The sequence below is a fragment of the Promicromonospora sp. NPDC059942 genome (assembly GCF_042731755.1).
Lineage (GTDB): Bacteria > Actinomycetota > Actinomycetes > Actinomycetales > Cellulomonadaceae > Promicromonospora.
The window spans coordinates 261864-278054 of record NZ_JBHWLR010000001.1 but is presented as its reverse complement, the minus strand read 5'-3'; the positions used below and the strand labels follow the sequence as shown (position 1 = coordinate 278054).

Genomic DNA, 16191 nt, shown 5'->3' with positions numbered 1-16191 from the left:
CGCCACGCTAGGCGACCGGCGTGCGGTCGGCCACGGGATTTATGCCGTGGCGCCGGCCGGGACCAGGCGGGCCAGCTTGTCGGCGTCGGCGGACCCGGTGTCCGGGTGGTAGACGACGAGCATCAGGTGCTCGGCGCCGCCGATGCCGAGCCGTTCCCGGTTGACGGTCAGCTCCCCGACCTGCGGGTGGTCGATCCGCAGCGGGGTGCCGCGCTGCCCGCGGACCTCGTGGCGCGCCCAGAGCTCGCGGAACCGCGGGCTCGCGGAGAGCTGCCCGACGAGCTCGACGAACCGCGGGTCGTCCAGGTCGGTGCCCGCCGACTGCCGCAGGCTGGCCACGAAGCACTCCGTGACGTTCGCCCAGTCCGGGTAGAGCGCCTGGGCGGCCGGGTCGAGGAACAGGTCGCGAAGCTGGTTGCCGCCCACGTCCAGGCGCGGGTCGACGGCGCGGGCCAGGGCGTTCGAGGCCACGATGTCGAAGTACCGTCCCTCGACGAACGCCGGCTGCACCAGCGAGTCCAGGAGCTTGCGCGCGCCGTCGGGCAGGGTCTCCTCAGCAGGGCGGCGCTCGCGCGGCCGGGTGTGCTGCCCGGGGGCGTCGGCGACGAGCGTGCGCAGGTGGGCGACGTGGGCATCGTCCAGGCGCAGCACGCGTGCCAGCGACTCCAGGACCTGCGCGGACGGGTTGCGGTCGCGCCCGCGCTCCAGCCGCAGGTAGTAGTCGGCGCTGATGCCCGCGAGCAGCGCGACCTCCTCGCGCCGCAGCCCCGGCACGCGCCGTCGGCCGGCCTCCGGGAGGCCCGCCTGCCGGGGCGTGACCAGCTCGCGCCGGGCCCGCAGGTACGCGCCCAGCGGGTTGGTCCGATCGCGGAGAGGGGGTCCTGGCAGACCCCGGTCTCGTCCGGGTCCTGGCTGGTCGGTGTCGCCGCTCATAACGTTCCCAACGGCCCGACCGGGCCGCCTATTTCTGGAGGAACGCATGACCGTCACGCTGATCACCGGGGCCAACAAGGGCATCGGGTTCGAGACCGCCCGGCTGCTGCTGGCCCGGGGCCACGACGTCTGGATCGGCGCCCGGGACGCCGGGCGCGGCGCGAAGGCCGCCGCGGAGCTCGGCGCGCGGTTCGTCCAGCTCGACGTGACCGACGACGCCTCGGTCGCCGCCGCGCTGGCCGCGATCGACGCTGAGGCGGGCCGGCTCGACGTCCTGGTGCACAACGCGGGCGTCCTGGACACCGCGCTGGACGGCCCCACCGCGCTGCGGTCCTTCGACACCAACGCGGTGGGCATCGTGCGGGTCACCGAGGCGGCGCTCCCCCTGCTGCGCCGCTCCGCGAGCCCGAACGTGGTGACCGTCTCCAGCAGCGCCGGCTCCTTCTGGGCCGTGACCAACCCCGAGCGGCCGGAGTACGGCCTGCCGATCGCGCTGTACGCGGCGTCCAAGGCGGCGGCCACGATGCTGACCGTGCAGTACGCCAAGGCGCACCCCGGTATCCGGTTCAACGCCCTGGAGCCCGGGACGGCCGCGACCGACATGACGGCGTCGTTCGGCATCGGCCGGTCGCCCGAGCAGAGCGCCGCCGTCGTCGTGCGGCTGGCGACGCTCGGGCCGGACGGCCCGACCGGCACGCTCCAGGACGAGAACGGGACGCTGCCGTTCTAGGTCCTGGTGCGGCGGGCCGGGCCGGGGCCGGCAACCTCAGGCGAGGTCCGCGAGCTCCTTCTCGAACCGCGTGCGCAGCGCCGCCTTCTCGACGGGCGGCAGCCACGCGGCCTCGACGCCGGCGAGCGCCATCTGGCGCAGCCGGTCGTCGGGCACCGCGAGGTCGTCGGCCAGGATGCGGTACTCGCCGGCCAGCGTCGTGGGGAACATCCCCGGGTCGTCGGACGCCGGGATCACGTTGAGCCCCGCCTCCAGCATCGCGGCGATGGACGCCCGACGCCACGGCCGCCAGGAGCGGCGCGACGTCGTGGAGATGACCGTGAACGGCACCTGCTCGTCGCGCACCCGCGCCACGACGTCGTCGTCCTGCAGGACGAAGTAGCCGTGGTCGATGCGGTCGCAGCCGAGCACGTCCAGGCAGGTGATCGTGTTGACCGCGACCGGGGCGTGCTCGGAGGAGTGCGCCGTGCGGCCCAGGCCCGCCTCCCCGGCGAGCCGGTAGGCCGCCGCGAACCGCTCCGGCGGGCCCGCCGTCTCCAGGTTGTCCAGGCCGATGCCCGCCACGTACTCGTGCGGGTGGTCGACGACGGTGCGCACGCGCTCCAGCGCGTCCTCGCCCGAGCCGGACCGGTCGATCGCGGCGATCAGCCGGCCCGACATGCCGAAGTCGCGCTCCGCCATCCGGATGCCCTCGGCGTACGCCTCGACGGAGCCGAGGTAGCCCAGGGAGGCCAGGTGCTCGGGCACGGCGTCGAACGACACCTCGAGGTGGCGCGTCGCGCTCGTGCGGTGCGCCGCCTCGAAGGCCTCGTACGTGATCCTGGTGAGGTCGTCGGCGTCGCGCAGCACCTGCGTGACCCAGCGGGAGGCCTGGAACAGCGAGTACGAGACCTCGGGCTCGTCCGCGCTGCGGCCCTGCGGCACCGGGATGCGGGTGTCGCGGTACAGCTCCGGGTCCGGCGGCAGGGAGTTGATGTCCGCGTAGATGCGCTCGGGCTCGGCGGGCAGGTCGAGGCCCTCCCGCCGGGCCAGCTCGGCGAAGGTGCTCGCCCGGACCGTGCCGATGAGGTGGCAGTGCAGGTCGACCTTGGGCATGCGGTCGAGCGCGGTGCCGGTCTCAGTGTTCGTGTCAGTGCTCGTCATGGTGTCGGGCCCGGTCAGCCGGCCGTCACCTCACGGGCGAACCGGTCCACCCACTCGCCCCGGGTGGGCACGAGCTCCGCGGGGTCGAGCGTCGAGTAGCCGGCCGCGACCGGGTCGGCCGCGATGTCGCCCACGACCGCCGCGATCGAGTCCGGCACGGTCGCGGCGGGGTTGACGGGCAGGTCGCCCACGAGCTCGGCGGACTTCGTCTGCGCCTCGGCCGAGAGCAGGTAGTCGATGAACTGGTGCGCGCCGTCCACGTTCGGGGCGCCGGCGGGGATCATCGCGCGGTTGGTGGCCATGTACCGGCCCGTGGCCGGCGGCGTCCAGGCGTACGGCTCGCCCGAGGCGACCAGGTCGGTCGCGAAGCCGCTCAGGGAGTCGGCGGCGACGATCTCGCCCTGCGTCAGCAGGTTCGTCACCTCGGTGGACGACGAGTAGAACTGCAGGATCCCGGGGGCCCAGCCGCCCAGTGTCTCCAGCGCGGTGTCGATGTCGTACGGCCCGCCGCCGTAGGTCTCCCCCACGCCCGAGACCATGAGCTGGCCGGCCGTGACCGAGATGTCCGGCAGCGCGAGGCGCCCGGCGAACTCGTCGTCGCCGTACAGGTCCCACTGCGCGGCCTCCTTCGCCGACAGCGCCTCGGTCGAGTAGATGGTCCCGTTGAGCTGGTAGCTGTAGGCGGGGCCGGCGTAGGCGTCCTCGAGCGCGAAGTCGGCGACCTCGTCCAGGGACGGCACCTTCGCGGCGTCGACCTCCTGGAACAGGTCGGTCTCCTGGCCGAGCGCGGCGTAGTAGTCGGAGATCAGCATGACGTCGATGCCGGAGTCGTCGCCCGCCACCTGGAGCTGCGAGAGCCGGTCGGCGTTCGAGCCGGTCTCCACCTCGACCTTGATCCCGGTCTTCGCGGTGAACGGGTCGATCACCGCCTCCTGGAACTCCTCCACGCCGAACGGGAACGTGGAGACGACGATCGTGTCCTCGGCCGCGGCGTCGTCCCCGGCGGAGCAGCCGGCGACCAGCAGGGCGGTGGCCGCGAGGCCGGAGGCGAGCGTCGTGGCGCGGCGGGCGGCAGCGCCGCGGCGGGCGGGGAGGTGGTGCGTCATGAGATTCCTTCGGTTGCGGGTTCGGCAGTCAGCAGGGCCAGGCGCGCGCGGGGCGCGAGCAGGCGGACGCGGTCGCCGGCCGACGGCGCCGGCCCGGTCGCGGTAACGGTGTGGTCGGCCCGGTGGTCGGCCAGCAGGCGCACGGGGGCGCCCGCCGGGTCGGTGGCGTCGAGGGTCACGAGCAGGTCGACGCCGCGGTAGGCGACGTCGGCCACGACGGCGTCGAGCACGACGTCGCCGTCGGCGGTGCCGCCGGCAACGCCGTCCAGGGGCGCGTTCGCCGGGACGATGCGCAGGTGCTCGGGGCGGACGGCGGCCTCGCGGCCGTCGGCCAGCGTCAGGAAGTTCTCGTAGCCGAGGAACTCGGCGACGAACCGGTCGGCCGGCGCGGGGAAGACGTCGCGGGGCGCGCCCGTCTGCACGACCTTGCCGGCGCGCATGAGCACCATCTCGTCGGACATCTCCAGGGCCTCGTCCTGGTCGTGCGTCACGAGCACGACGGTCAGCCCGGTCTCCGACTGGATGCGGCGGATCTCGGCGCGCATCTGCACACGCAGCCGCGCGTCCAGGTTGGACAGCGGCTCGTCGAGCAGCAGCAGGCGCGGCCGGATCGCGATGGCACGGGCCAGCGCGACGCGCTGCTGCTGGCCGCCCGAGAGCTGCTTGGGCTTGCGGTCGCCCAGGTGCCCGAGGCCCACGAGCTCCAGGGCCTCCCCGGCCCGGCGGCGCCGCTCGGCCGCGGGCACCTTGCGCATCGTCAGGCCGTAGGCCACGTTGTCGGCGACCGTCAGGTGCGGGAACAGCGCGTAGGACTGGAAGACCATGCCCAGGTCGCGCTTCTCCGGCGGCGTGCGGGTCGCGTCCTGGCCGTCGATCAGGATGCGGCCCGACGTCGGCGAGGCGTAGCCGGCGAGCATGCGCAGCGTCGTCGTCTTGCCGCAGCCGCTGGGGCCCAGCAGCGTGGTCAGGCGGCCGCGCGGGATGCGGAGGTCGATCTGGTCGACGGCGGTGAAGCTGCCGAACCGCTGGGAGACGCCGACGAGCTCGGCGGCGGGGGTGGTCATCGGTTGATTCCTCCGAAGATCTTGGCGAAGCCGACCGTGCGCTCCGCGACGACGGCCACCACGACGGTCGCGGCCAGCACGAGCGTGGACGCGGCGGCGACCATCGGGTCGTAGCTCTGCTGGACGTAGTCGAGCATCGTGACGGGCAGCGTCCGGAAGTCGCGGGTCTGCAGCAGCAGCGACAGCGGCACGTTGTTGAACGAGGTGACGAAGCCGAGCAGGCCCGCCGAGATGAGGCCCGGACGCAACATCGGCAGCGTCACGGTGACGAACGCCCGCAGCGGCGAGGCGCCCAGGCCGCGCGCCGCCTCCTCCAGGGCCGGGTCCGCCAGCGCCAGGGACGCCCCCGTGACGCGCACGGCGTAGGGCAGCAGGAGCGCCGTGTGGCCCAGCAGCAGGGTGGTGAAGTTGTCCAGGTGCAGGCCGATCATGAGCTGCTGGTACAGCGCGAGGCCCACCACCAGCTCCGGCACCACGAGCGGCGACAGGAACAGGCCCTCCAGCAGCCCCTTGCCCGGGATCCGGCCGCGGTGGATGGCGAGCGTGACCGGCACACCCAGCACCAGGGCCAGCGCGGTGGACAGCACCGCCAGCTCCAGGCTGGAGACCACGGCCTCCGTGAACGGCGAGTACGCCACCGCCTCGCCGAACCACCTGAGCGACAGCCCCTCGGGCGGGAAGCGCAGCGTGCTGCCGGCGGTGAACGCCGTGGCCACGACGAACAGGATGGGCACGATCATGATCACGTAGCCCGCCACGGCGAGCGTGCCGGCCACGGGGTGGCGCAGACCTGGGGTCCGGCTCATGAGGTGGCTCCCTTCCGGCCGACGAACGCCGAGATCCCGGAGACCAGGAAGACCAGCACCGTCATCACGATCGCCGTGGCCGACGCCGCCGCCCAGTCGACCGTGACGCTCGCGTAGGAGAAGAGCTGGGTCGAGAGCATGCGCTGGCTGGACCCGCCGAGCAGGTACGGGGTGGTGTACGCGGTGACGGAGCCCGCGAACACGAGCGTGGCCGCGACCACGATGCCGGGCAGCGAGAGCGGCACCAGGATGGTCCAGAAGGAGCGGGTGCGGCTGGCGCCCAGGCCCCGGGCCGCCTCGTCGAGTCCGGGATCGACCTGCGCGACGGCGGAGTAGCAGGTGATGACCGCCAGCGGCAGGAAGAGCTGGACCAGGCCCAGCACGATCGCCAGCTCCGTGTACAGGAGCTGGGGTGCCTTCTCGACGATGCCCAGGCCGGTCAGGAGCTGCCCGATGACGCCGTTGGAGCCGAGCACCACCAGCCAGCCGAAGGTGCGCACCACGTTGCTCAGCAGCAGCGGGAAGATTGCGAGCGCGAGCAGCACGCCCGCCCACCGGGACTGCGACCGGGCCAGCAGCGAGGCGATCGGGAACCCGAGCACCACGCACAGGGCGGTGACGATCAGGCCGATGCGCACGGTGCGCCAGATGATGCCGAGGTCGTAGGGGTCGGTGAGCATCGCGCCCATGCGCTCGATCACCTGGGCGAACGTCACGCCGGGCGGGGCGAAGAGCATCGCGACCGCCGGCAGCAGGAACCCGACGAGCAGGAACGCCAGCCCCGGCAGGAGCAGCAGAAGTGTGGAACGTGCTCGCACGAGCCGTCTTTCGTTGATGGAACCGGTTCCATCGGACCCTAAGGCATGTGCGGCCGTGCTCCTGCAATCGCGCGTTAACTTCCTGTTACGCGCACGGGCAGAGCGGGCGGAAACGGTTGCATCGGCCGTCTAGAGTGTGCGCAACGACCAAGGAGGTACGGTGCCTGATCTGTCCGACGTCGCCGCGGTGGCCGGCGTCTCCAAGGCGACCGCGTCGCGCGCGCTGAACGGGAGCGGCCTGGTGGCCCCCGAGACCGCGGTGCGCGTCGTGGCCGCGGCCGCCCGGCTCGGCTACGTGCCCAACCGCGCGGCGCGCGAGCTCGCGCGCGGGCGCACCGGCATCATCGCCATCGTCGTCCCCACCCTGGACAACACCTTCTTCACCCCGATCATCGCGGGCGCCCAGGCGCGCGCCGAGGAGGCGGGCCTCCAGCTCACCGTGGCCGTGCACGCCCTGGACTCCGCGGACGCCGTCGAGCGGCTGTCCCGGCAGGTCGACGGGTTCCTCGTCGTCGCGCCGCGGGGCACCGACACGCTCGTGGCGGGGATCGGCGCGGCCAAGCCCGCCGTCCTGGTGGACCGCGAGATCGACGGGATGACGTCGGTCGTGGCCGACACCGCCACGGCGTTCGGCGCCCTGACCGAGCGGCTCGCCGCCGAGGGACACCGGCGCATCGTCTACGTGGGCGGCCCCGAGGGTTCCTGGCAGGACCGGCAGCGCACCGCCGCCGTGCGCGACGCCGCGGAGCAGGCCGGCGCCGAGCTCACCGTGCTCGGCCCGCGCCCGGCCACGTTCGTCGCGGGGGTCGAGGTGACGCCGGCCGTGCTGGAGACGGGCGCCACCGCCGTCGTGCCGTACGCGACCTCCATCGGGCTGGGGCTGCTGCTGGCGCTGGGCCCGCGCGGCGTCGAGGTGCCACGCGACCTGGTGGTGAGCACGGAGCCCACGGTCATCGAGGCGCTCGGCCTGGAGCACACGCCCGCCATCGACGTGGACGGCGAGGAGCTGGGCCGCACCGCGATGGACCTGCTGGCGCGGCAGCTCGACGGGCAGGACGAGCCGGGCCGTCAGGTGCGGCTGCCGGTGCCGGTGCGCGGCTGACGCCGGCCGCCCGGTGCTCGGGCCCGGGCGCGCGCTCAGCGCAGCACGATCACGAGCTGCGTGAGCAGCGGCGCCACGACGAGGGCCGGCAGCAGATCGCCGACCGGGATCTGCTTGAGGTGCAGCAGCCGCAGGCCGATGCCCACCAGCATGAGGCCGCCCGTGGCCGTGAGCGCGGCGATGTGCGCGTCCGGCAGCACGGACCCGAGCAGCACCCCGGCCAGCGTCACCAGACCCTGGACCACGCCGACGGACACCGCGGAGAGCAGCACCCCGACGCCGAACGACGACGCGAACGCGAGCGCCGCGAAGCCGTCGAGCACCGACTTGAGCAGGAGCTGGTCGATGCCGCGGCCCAGGCCGTCGGACAGCGATCCCAGGATCGCGAGCGGCCCGACGCAGAACAGCAGGGACGCGGTAAGCCAGCCCTCGATGAAGCGCTCGCGCGCCGCGGGGTCCTGACCGGTCTCGGTCTCGTCGATCAGCACGGGACGGTGCGGGGTGCGCCGGCCGCCCGAGCGGCTGCCGCCCGAGCGCCGGGCGTCGGAGCGGCGGGCCAGCCAGCCCTGGATCGTGCCGGCCAGGCCTTCGAGGCGGTCCTCGATCCGCAGCAACGAGCCGGCGATCCCGCCGATCAGCAGGGACCCGAGCACGATCAGCACGGGCGCGCCCGACCCCGTGGCGGAGACGAACGCGGCGTCGGTGACCGCGAACGCCGACAGCGCGGCGACCAGCAGGGTCACGAGGCCGAGGATGTCGGTCACGACCGCGTGGGTGCGCTGGGGCAGCCGGTGCCCCACCGCCATGCCGAGCAGCGACCCGACGACGATCGTCCCGACGTTGACAAGAGTGCCCAGGCCCGGGAAGTCGACGTTCACCGCGCGAGCCTACTGCGGCACGGCGTTCCCGCCGCTCGACCGTCCCAGCAGTCGGTGTCCGCCGGCGCGGCCGGGCAGGCACGCCTCCGGGAGGAAGCCTTCGCGGCCGGGAGGGTAACGAGCAGGTAGCAGTGCTACCTCTCCGTTACCCCTTCGGCTGCGTAAGTCTTTCCCCGGACCGGCGATGTCGTCCGACGCCGTGCGCCGGGGAGGCCCGTCACGGCGTGGCACCGCGGCCCGGGCTCAGTGGACCGAGAAGCCGCCGTCGACGAACAGCGAGTGGCCCGTGACGTAGCCCGAGGCGGCGCTGGCGAGGAAGACTGCGGCGCCCTCGAAGTCCTCGGGCACGCCGTTGCGGCCCACGGTGGTGCGGGCGGCGAGCGCCGTGACCTTCTCGGCGTCGTCCTGCAGGTGCTGGTTCAGGGGCGTGAGGACGAACCCGGGCACGAGGGTGTTGGCGGTGACGCCGCGCGCGGACCAGGCCTCGGACTGGGAGCGGGCGAGCGACTCGAGGGCGCCCTTGGAGACGCCGTAGACGCCGCTGTCGACGAACGACCGGTGGGCCTGCTGCGAGGAGATGTGGATGAGCCGGCCGAAGCCGCGGGCCGCCATGCCGGGCGCGAACCGCTGCCCGAGCATGAACGGCGCCTCCAGGTTGACGGTCATGGTGACCTCCCAGGTCTCCTGGTCGACCTGGCCGAGGTGGGGGCGCAGGTTGATGCCCGCGCTGTTGACGAGGATGTCGGGCTCGCCGGCGGCCGCGACGATCCCGTCGGCGGCGGCGCGGATGCCGTCGCGGCTGGAGAGGTCGGCGACGACGGTCTCCACGGCGCAGCCCCGTTCGCGCAGGCCGGCGGCGACCTCCTCGAGCCGGTCGGCGCCGCGCGCCAGGAGCACGGTGCGTGCCCCGGCCTGGGCGAGGGCCTCGGCGATGGCCCGGCCGATGCCGGAGCTGCCGCCGGTCACCACGGCGGTGCGACCCTCCAGGGAGAAGAGGGTGGTCAGGTAGTCGTGCGTCGTCATGTCGGGGACGATACCCGCGGGGCGACCGCCTGCCGGGCACGCACGGCGTCGTCGTCCGGCCAAGGCTTACGCTGCCCGGGTGACCGCACTGCCCGCCGCCCCGCCCTCGCTCGCCGAGCGTTCCGCCGCCCTGCTGGAGGCGATGCGCACGCGCGTGGTCGTGGCCGACGGCGCGATGGGCACGATGATCCAGGAGGCGAACCCGACCCTGGACGACTACCAGGGGCTGGAGGGTTGCAACGAGATCCTGACGGTCTCGCGGCCCGACCTGATCGCCGGGGTGCACGACGCGTTCCTCGCGGTGGGCGTCGACGCGATCGAGTCGAACACGTTCGGGGCCAACTGGTCGAACCTGTCGGACTACGGCATCGACGACCGCATCCGCGAGCTGGCCCGCGAGGGCGCCCGGATCGCGCGCGAGCGGGCCGACGCCCACGCGACGCCGGACCGGCCGCGCTGGGTGCTGGGCTCGATGGGCCCGGGCACCAAGCTGCCGTCGCTGGGGCACACCACGTACGAGCACCTGCGCGACACGTTCGCGGAGCAGGCGGCGGGCCTGATCGAGGGCGGCGCGGACGCGCTGCTGATCGAGACCAGCCAGGACCTGCTGCAGGCCAAGGCCGCGGTGACGGGCTGCCGACAGGCGATGGCGCAGACCGGGCAGCGGGTAGCGGTCATCGTGTCGGTGACGGTGGAGACCACCGGGACCATGCTGATGGGCTCGGAGATCGGCGCGGCGCTGGTGGCGCTGCAGGCGCTGGACATCGACGCGATCGGCATGAACTGCGCCACGGGTCCGGAGCAGATGAGCGAGCACCTGCGGCACCTGTCGCAGCACGCCCAGATGCCGGTGGCGTGCATGCCGAACGCGGGCCTGCCGGTGCTGGGGCCGCACGGCGCGTCCTACCCGCTGACGCCGCAGGAGCTGGCCGCCGCGCACACGCAGTTCGCGCGCGAGTTCGGCCTGGGCCTGGTGGGCGGCTGCTGCGGCACCACCCCGGAGCACATGCGCCTGGTGGTCGAGGCCGTGGGCGGGCAGCCCGTGGCGCCGCGCGAGCCGGTGCGCGAGAACGCCGTCGCCTCGCTGTACTCGGCCACGGACCTGCGGCAGGAGACGAGCTTCCTGGCGATCGGCGAGCGCACCAACGCCAACGGGTCCAAGGCGTTCCGCGAGGCGATGCTGGAGGCCCGCTGGGACGACGTCGTGGACATCGCCCGCGCCCAGACCCGCGACGGCGCGCACCTGCTGGACGTGTGCGTGGACTACGTGGGGCGCGACGGCGTCGCGGACGTGCGGGACGTCGTCTCCCGCCTCGCGTCGGCAAGCACGCTGCCCCTGGTGATCGACTCCACGGAGCCCGCCGTGATCCGCGCGGGCCTGGAGCTGCTGGGCGGCCGCGGCGTGGTCAACTCGGTGAACTTCGAGGACGGCGACGGGCCGACGTCGCGGTTCGGGCGGATCATGCCGGCGGTGGTGGAGCACGGCGCCGCCGTCGTCGCCCTGACGATCGACGAGGAGGGGCAGGCGCGGACCGCCGACGGCAAGGTCGCCATCGCGTCGCGGCTGATCGACACCCTGGTGGGCGACTGGGGCATGCGGGTGGACGACATCATCGTCGACGCCCTGACGTTCCCGATCGCCACGGGCCAGGAGGAGACGCGGCGCGACGCGATCGAGACCATCGAGGCGATCCGGCGCATCACGCACAAGTACCCCGGCGTGCACACGACGCTCGGCGTCTCGAACGTGTCGTTCGGCCTGAACCCGGCGGCGCGCGCGGTGCTGAACTCGGTGTTCCTGCACGAGGCGACCGAGGCGGGGCTGGACTCGGCGATCGTGCACGCGGCCAAGATCCTGCCGCTGTCCTCCATCCCGGACGAGCAGCGGCAGACGGCGCTCGACCTGGTGTGGGACAAGCGCGAGTGGGACGCCGACGGCAACCTGACGTACGACCCGCTGTCCAAGCTGCTGGACCTGTTCGAGGGCGTGGACGCCGGGGCGATCCGGGACCAGCGGGCCGCGGAGCTGCTGGCCCTGCCGGTGGGCGAGCGGCTGGCGCGGCGCATCATCGACGGCGCCCGCAAGGGGCTGGAGCCGGACATCGAGGAGGCGCTCGGCGCCGGGATGAAGGCGCTGGACATCGTCAACGACCACCTGCTGGAAGGCATGAAGGTGGTGGGCGAGCTGTTCGGCAAGGGCGAGATGCAGCTCCCGTTCGTGCTCCAGTCGGCGGAGGTGATGAAGGCCGCCGTCGCGCTGCTGGAGCCGCACATGGAACGGGTCGAGGGCGACAACGGGTCCAAGGGCACGATCGTGCTGGCGACCGTGCGCGGCGACGTGCACGACATCGGCAAGAACCTCGTGGACATCATCCTGACGAACAACGGCTACACGGTGGTCAACATCGGCATCAAGCAGCCGGTGAGCGCCATGATCGACGCCGCGATCGAGCACGACGCCGACGTGATCGGCATGTCCGGGCTGCTCGTGAAGTCGACCGTGGTGATGAAGGAGAACCTGGAGGAGCTGGCCTCCCGCGGGTTCGAGAAGCGCTGGCCGGTGCTGCTAGGCGGGGCCGCGCTGACGCGCACGTACGTCGAGGACGACCTCGCCTCCCAGTTCCCGGGCGTGGTGCGGTATGCCAAGGACGCCTTCGAGGGGCTGCGGCTCATGGAGCCCCTCGTGCGGGTCGCGCGCGGCGCCTCGCCGGACGACGTCGGCCTGCCCGCGCTGCGCAAGCGGCGGCACGGCGTGGTGACGGTGACGCAGACGGCGCCCGAGAACCTGCCCGCCCGCTCCGACGTGGCCGCCGACAACCCCGTGCCGGAGCCACCGTTCTGGGGCACGCGGATCGTCAAGGGCGTGCAGCTCTCCGAGTACGCCGCGTTCCTGGACGAGCGCGCGACCTTCATGGGTCAGTGGGGCCTCAAGCCCGGCCGTTCCGAGGACGGCGCCTCGTACGAGGAGCTCGTCGAGACCGAGGGCCGCCCGCGGCTCGCGGAGTGGATGGACCGCATCCGCACCGACCAGATCATGGACCCGACCGTGGTGTACGGGTACTTCCCGGTGTGGTCCGAGGGGGACGACGTCGTCGTCGCGCACCACGGGGACCTCGACGGGATCGGGGCACCCGACGGCGGCTCCGGCGGCGAGGTCGGCACCGAGCGGCTGCGGTTCCACTTCCCGCGGCAGCGGCGCGACCGGCACCTGTGCCTGGCGGACTTCGTCCGGCCGCGGTCCTTCGTCGAGGAGACCGGGCGGTTCGACGTGCTGCCGGTGCAGCTCGTGACCGTGGGCGACACGGTCTCGACGCACACCGCTCGCCTCTTCGAGGCCAACAAGTACCGCGAGTACATGGAGCTGCACGGCCTGTCGGTGCAGCTCACGGAGGCGCTGGCGGAGTTCTGGCACTCCCGGGTGCGCTCGGAGCTGGGCTTCGGCGACGAGGACCCGAAGAGCGTGGAGGGCATGTTCAAGCTGGAGTACCGCGGGGCGCGGATGTCGCTCGGGTACCCGGCGTGCCCCGACATGGAGGACCGGCACAAGGTCGTCGAGCTGCTGCGGCCGGAGCGCGTCGGGGTGACGCTGTCGGACGAGCTGCAGCTGCACCCGGAGCAGTCCACGGACGCGTTCGTGTTCCACCACCCGGAGGCGAAGTACTTCTCTGTGTGACGGCCGCGGTAGTGGCCGTCCGGCACCGTCACCGCGGACCGGCGGCCCTGGTCAAGAGTCCGTGCAGGACGGCCTGCTCGGCCTCGGACAGCGTGCCGATGGTCTCGGCGAGGACGGATTCGACGACGAGCGATCCGGCCTCGAAGGCGCGCTCGCCGTCGCCGGTCAGCTCGTGGCGGGTGGCCCGGCCGGGCCCGTCGGCCCGTCTCAGCAGGCCTCGCTCGATCATGCGCCTGGCGAGGGTGCCCATCGACTGGTCGGTCTGGAAGGTCAGGTTCGCCAGCGTGTGCAGCGTGGCGTCCGGGTGCTGGTGCAGATGCCGGAGAACGTCCCACTGCACCAGGGAGAGTCCGTGCTCGGCCAGCCGACGGTTGGCCTCGCGGTGGTGGCGCCACTGCAGCCGCTTCACGGCGAGGCCGATCTCCTGGAGCGACGGTGACACCGACGCAGCGTAACCCACCACTGGCGACGCTCCCCTCCCTAGGCAAACTAAAGATACTTATATAAGGTTCCTTAGACAGCCTAGTCCACAAGGAGCACGCCATGAGCGACACCGTCCCCGCCCTCAGCCCGCGGCCCGCCCGCACTCTCAGCGCGTCCGCCGCCGGCGGTGTGATCACCCTCGACGACCGCGACCACACCCAGCCTTACCTCCTCCTGCACGGCGGCGGCGGACCGGCGACGATGACGGGCTTCGCCGCCCTGCTCGCCCAGCGCACGCACTCCCGCGTGCTGACCCCGACCCACCCCGGCTTCGCGGGCACCCCGCGGGTGCCCGGGGTGGACTCCACGCGGACGCTCGCGGCGGCCTACGTCGCCCTGCTCGACGAGCTCGGCCTCGGCGACGTCACGGTGATCGGCAACTCGTTCGGCGGCTGGCTGGCCGCCGAGATCGCACTGCTGGGCAGCCCCCGGGTCAGCTGTGCAGTGATCATCGACGGCATCGGTATCGAGGTCGAGCAGTACCCCCCGACCAGCGTCGCCGGCCTCACGCCCGCCGACCTGAGCAAGCTGTCCTTCCATGACCCGAGCAAGGCCCCCGCCCCGCCCACCGCCGCAGGGACCGGGCCGGGCCCGGACCTCCAGGCCCTGGTCTCGTATGCCGGCCCGACCATGTCGGATCCCACCCTGCTGGAGCGGCTCCGCGCGCTCGACGACCTGCCCGTCCACGTCGTCTGGGGCGAGAGCGACGGGATCGTCAGCACCGGGTACGGCCAGGCCTACGCCGCGGCGATCCCGACGGCGAAGTTCACCGTGCTCCCCCGCTCCGGCCACCTGCCGCAGGTCGAGACGCCCGAAGAACTCCTCGACGCAGTCGCCGACCACGTCCCTTCCCGGACATGAGCACCCCGACATGAGTACCGCGGCACGGCCCTGCGCGGCGTCGGCGGGGTGATCCCTGCCGTCAGCCCACGTGCAGGAGCGGCGCCTGCTCGGAGGCAGCCGCCTCCTTCATGGCGTCCTTGCCGATCAGCGCCGCGGCGACCACAGCGGCCGCAACGAGGATGCCCGCCGCGGCGAGGAGGACGGCGGAGTACCCGTCGACCGTGGCCTGGGCCGAGCCCGGGTCGGCGGCGTTCGCCGTGACCGCGACGTACAGGGCCGTCACGACCGCGAGACCGATCGACCCACCCACCTGGTTGGAGGCGTTGGCGGTGGCCGCAGCGGCGCCCGCGTCGTGCGGGGCGACGCCGAGCAGGGAGAGGTTCTGCAGCGGGACGAAGGTGAAGCCCATGCCGACGCCCATGACCAGGACGCCGGGGAACACCTCGGCCCAGTAGCTGCCGTCGACGGTGATGAAACTGAGGTACGCGACGCCCAGGGCGCTGATGAGCGGGCCGAAGATGAGCTGCCGACGCGGGCCGATCTGGTTGAGCAGCTTCGTCGCGAACGGGACAGTGACCATGATGCCGCCGGTGATCGGCAGGCTCGCCAGTCCGGCGAGCAGCGGGCTGAGGCCCAGCACGATCTGCAGGTGGAAGGTCAGGTACAGCATCGCGCCGATCATCACGGCGCCGGTGATCGCCTGGAGCAGGAACGCCGCGGCGCGGGCCCGGTGCCGAACCACCCGCAGCGGCAGCAGCGGGTGGTTCGACCGGGACTCGACGAGCACGAACGCCGCCAGCAGGACCAGACCCAGCGCGAGCATGCCCAGCGTCGCCCCCGACGTCCACGACTCCTCGGCGAGCGTCAGGCCGTACACGAGCGCGGCCAGGCCGGTACTGACCGTCACCGCGCCCAGCACGTCATAACGGCGGTCGCCCTCGGCGCGGCTCTCGGTCAGCAGCACGAGCGCCGCGACGACGCCGGCCACCACGAACGGCACGTTGACCAGCAGGCACCACCGCCAGCTGAGGAACTCGGTGAGCACGCCGCCCAGCAGCAGCCCGACGGCGGACCCCGCGCCGGCGACCGCGCCGAAGATCGCGAAGGCCGTGTTGCGCTCACGCCCGTGCGGGAACGTGACGGTCATGATCGCCAGCGCCGCGGGCGCCATGAGCGCCGCGGCGACGCCCTGGACACCGCGGGCGACGAGCAGCTCGGCGCCGGACTGCGCCAGGCCGCCCCACGCGGAGGCGGCACCGAACAGCACGAGGCCAAGGACGAAGGTGCGGCGGCGGCCCCAGAAGTCGGCGATGCGCCCGCCGAGCAGCAGGAACGCGCCGAAGGCGAGGGCGTAGCCGGTGACGACCCACTGACGCGCGGTGTCGGACAGCCCGAGGTGGGTCTGCGCGCTCGGCAGGGCGACGTTGACGATCGTGCCGTCGAGGACGACGAGCAGCTGGGTCAGGGAGACGGTGGCGAGGATCCACCAGCGCCGCGCGGGCGCGGCCGGGGCAGGCGAGGTCAAGGGAGTGTCCTTCGACGAGGGGACGTCCGGGGTTTCCAGCCCCGATCGGCGCTCATCGGCACTC

The 16191-nt window shown here is 73.1% G+C and carries 14 protein-coding genes; 4 read left to right on the top strand and 10 right to left on the bottom strand.

Annotated elements, in window-relative coordinates; genetic code table 11:
• Positions 1-39 precede the first annotated feature (39 nt).
• Positions 40-933 carry a helix-turn-helix domain-containing protein gene (locus ACFV9Q_RS01135; protein ID WP_377232779.1) on the bottom strand — a complete coding sequence of 298 codons (894 nt, stop codon included), beginning with the start codon at positions 931-933 and terminating at the stop codon, positions 40-42.
• Between the two features lie 46 nt (positions 934-979).
• Here ACFV9Q_RS01135 and ACFV9Q_RS01130 point away from each other — a divergent pair, with 46 nt between their 5' ends.
• The gene (locus ACFV9Q_RS01130; protein WP_377232778.1) at positions 980-1663 is read left to right on the top strand and encodes an SDR family NAD(P)-dependent oxidoreductase; all 684 of its coding nucleotides are present in this window, start codon (positions 980-982) and stop codon (positions 1661-1663) included.
• Positions 1664-1699: 36 nt separating this feature from the next.
• On the opposite strand, the gene ACFV9Q_RS01125 is transcribed toward ACFV9Q_RS01130, so the two are convergent.
• From ACFV9Q_RS01125 to ACFV9Q_RS01105, 5 genes are read right to left on the bottom strand one after another with little or no spacing between them, the layout of a single operon-like run.
• Entirely contained in the window at positions 1700-2806 is a 1107-nt protein-coding gene (locus ACFV9Q_RS01125) for an adenosine deaminase (RefSeq protein ID WP_377232777.1), read from the bottom strand.
• Positions 2807-2820: 14 nt separating this feature from the next.
• Positions 2821-3912: a PotD/PotF family extracellular solute-binding protein gene (locus tag ACFV9Q_RS01120; protein ID WP_377232776.1), complete on the bottom strand. Its 1092-nt coding sequence runs from the start codon at positions 3910-3912 to the stop codon at positions 2821-2823.
• Positions 3909-4976: an ABC transporter ATP-binding protein gene (locus tag ACFV9Q_RS01115; RefSeq protein WP_377232775.1), complete on the bottom strand. Its 1068-nt coding sequence runs from the start codon at positions 4974-4976 to the stop codon at positions 3909-3911. Before ACFV9Q_RS01115 ends, ACFV9Q_RS01120 begins: the two co-directional genes overlap by 4 nt.
• On the bottom strand, positions 4973-5782 hold the full coding sequence (locus ACFV9Q_RS01110; protein WP_377232774.1) for an ABC transporter permease: 810 nt from the start codon (positions 5780-5782) through the stop codon (positions 4973-4975). The genes ACFV9Q_RS01115 and ACFV9Q_RS01110 overlap by 4 nt, the downstream gene beginning before the upstream one ends.
• On the bottom strand, positions 5779-6600 hold the full coding sequence (locus ACFV9Q_RS01105; RefSeq protein WP_377232773.1) for an ABC transporter permease: 822 nt from the start codon (positions 6598-6600) through the stop codon (positions 5779-5781). The genes ACFV9Q_RS01110 and ACFV9Q_RS01105 overlap by 4 nt, the downstream gene beginning before the upstream one ends.
• 160 nt (positions 6601-6760) lie before the next feature.
• Between ACFV9Q_RS01105 and ACFV9Q_RS01100 the strand changes: the two genes are divergently transcribed.
• On the top strand, positions 6761-7702 hold the full coding sequence (locus tag ACFV9Q_RS01100) for a LacI family DNA-binding transcriptional regulator (protein ID WP_377227454.1): 942 nt from the start codon (positions 6761-6763) through the stop codon (positions 7700-7702).
• Positions 7703-7737: 35 nt separating this feature from the next.
• Here ACFV9Q_RS01100 and ACFV9Q_RS01095 read toward each other — a convergent pair whose 3' ends face one another.
• On the bottom strand, positions 7738-8580 hold the full coding sequence (locus ACFV9Q_RS01095; RefSeq protein WP_377232772.1) for a DUF554 domain-containing protein: 843 nt from the start codon (positions 8578-8580) through the stop codon (positions 7738-7740).
• A gap of 243 nt (positions 8581-8823) precedes the next feature.
• The gene (locus ACFV9Q_RS01090) at positions 8824-9603 is read right to left on the bottom strand and encodes an SDR family NAD(P)-dependent oxidoreductase (protein ID WP_377232771.1); all 780 of its coding nucleotides are present in this window, start codon (positions 9601-9603) and stop codon (positions 8824-8826) included.
• A gap of 142 nt (positions 9604-9745) precedes the next feature.
• On the opposite strand from ACFV9Q_RS01090, the gene metH reads away from it, so the two are divergent.
• Entirely contained in the window at positions 9746-13276 is a 3531-nt protein-coding gene (gene metH / locus ACFV9Q_RS01085; protein ID WP_377232998.1) for a methionine synthase, read from the top strand.
• Positions 13277-13304: 28 nt separating this feature from the next.
• Here the strand turns inward: metH and ACFV9Q_RS01080 are convergent, their stop codons facing one another.
• Positions 13305-13718, bottom strand: a complete 414-nt coding sequence (locus ACFV9Q_RS01080) for a MarR family winged helix-turn-helix transcriptional regulator (RefSeq protein WP_377232770.1) — start codon at positions 13716-13718, stop codon at positions 13305-13307.
• 101 nt (positions 13719-13819) lie between these two features.
• Here ACFV9Q_RS01080 and ACFV9Q_RS01075 point away from each other — a divergent pair, with 101 nt between their 5' ends.
• A complete protein-coding gene (locus ACFV9Q_RS01075) occupies positions 13820-14620 on the top strand; it encodes an alpha/beta fold hydrolase (protein WP_377232769.1) in 801 nt (266 codons plus the stop codon).
• Between the two features lie 61 nt (positions 14621-14681).
• On the opposite strand, the gene ACFV9Q_RS01070 is transcribed toward ACFV9Q_RS01075, so the two are convergent.
• Positions 14682-16127: an MFS transporter gene (locus ACFV9Q_RS01070; RefSeq protein WP_377232768.1), complete on the bottom strand. Its 1446-nt coding sequence runs from the start codon at positions 16125-16127 to the stop codon at positions 14682-14684.
• Positions 16128-16191 lie beyond the last annotated feature (64 nt).

Excerpts from the sequence above, each read along its gene's own strand:
- ACFV9Q_RS01135 (WP_377232779.1), bottom strand. The coding sequence starts at position 933 with ATGAGCGGCGACACCGACCAGCCAGGACCCGGACGAGACCGGGGTCTG.
- ACFV9Q_RS01110 (WP_377232774.1), bottom strand. The coding sequence starts at position 5,782 with ATGAGCCGGACCCCAGGTCTGCGCCACCCCGTGGCCGGCACGCTCGCC.
- ACFV9Q_RS01125 (WP_377232777.1), bottom strand. The coding sequence starts at position 2,806 with ATGACGAGCACTGACACGAACACTGAGACCGGCACCGCGCTCGACCGC.
- ACFV9Q_RS01115 (WP_377232775.1), bottom strand. The coding sequence starts at position 4,976 with ATGACCACCCCCGCCGCCGAGCTCGTCGGCGTCTCCCAGCGGTTCGGC.
- ACFV9Q_RS01090 (WP_377232771.1), bottom strand. The coding sequence starts at position 9,603 with ATGACGACGCACGACTACCTGACCACCCTCTTCTCCCTGGAGGGTCGC.
- metH (WP_377232998.1), top strand. The coding sequence starts at position 9,746 with ATGCGCACGCGCGTGGTCGTGGCCGACGGCGCGATGGGCACGATGATC.
- ACFV9Q_RS01075 (WP_377232769.1), top strand. The coding sequence starts at position 13,820 with ATGAGCGACACCGTCCCCGCCCTCAGCCCGCGGCCCGCCCGCACTCTC.
- ACFV9Q_RS01120 (WP_377232776.1), bottom strand. The coding sequence starts at position 3,912 with ATGACGCACCACCTCCCCGCCCGCCGCGGCGCTGCCGCCCGCCGCGCC.
- ACFV9Q_RS01130 (WP_377232778.1), top strand. The coding sequence starts at position 980 with ATGACCGTCACGCTGATCACCGGGGCCAACAAGGGCATCGGGTTCGAG.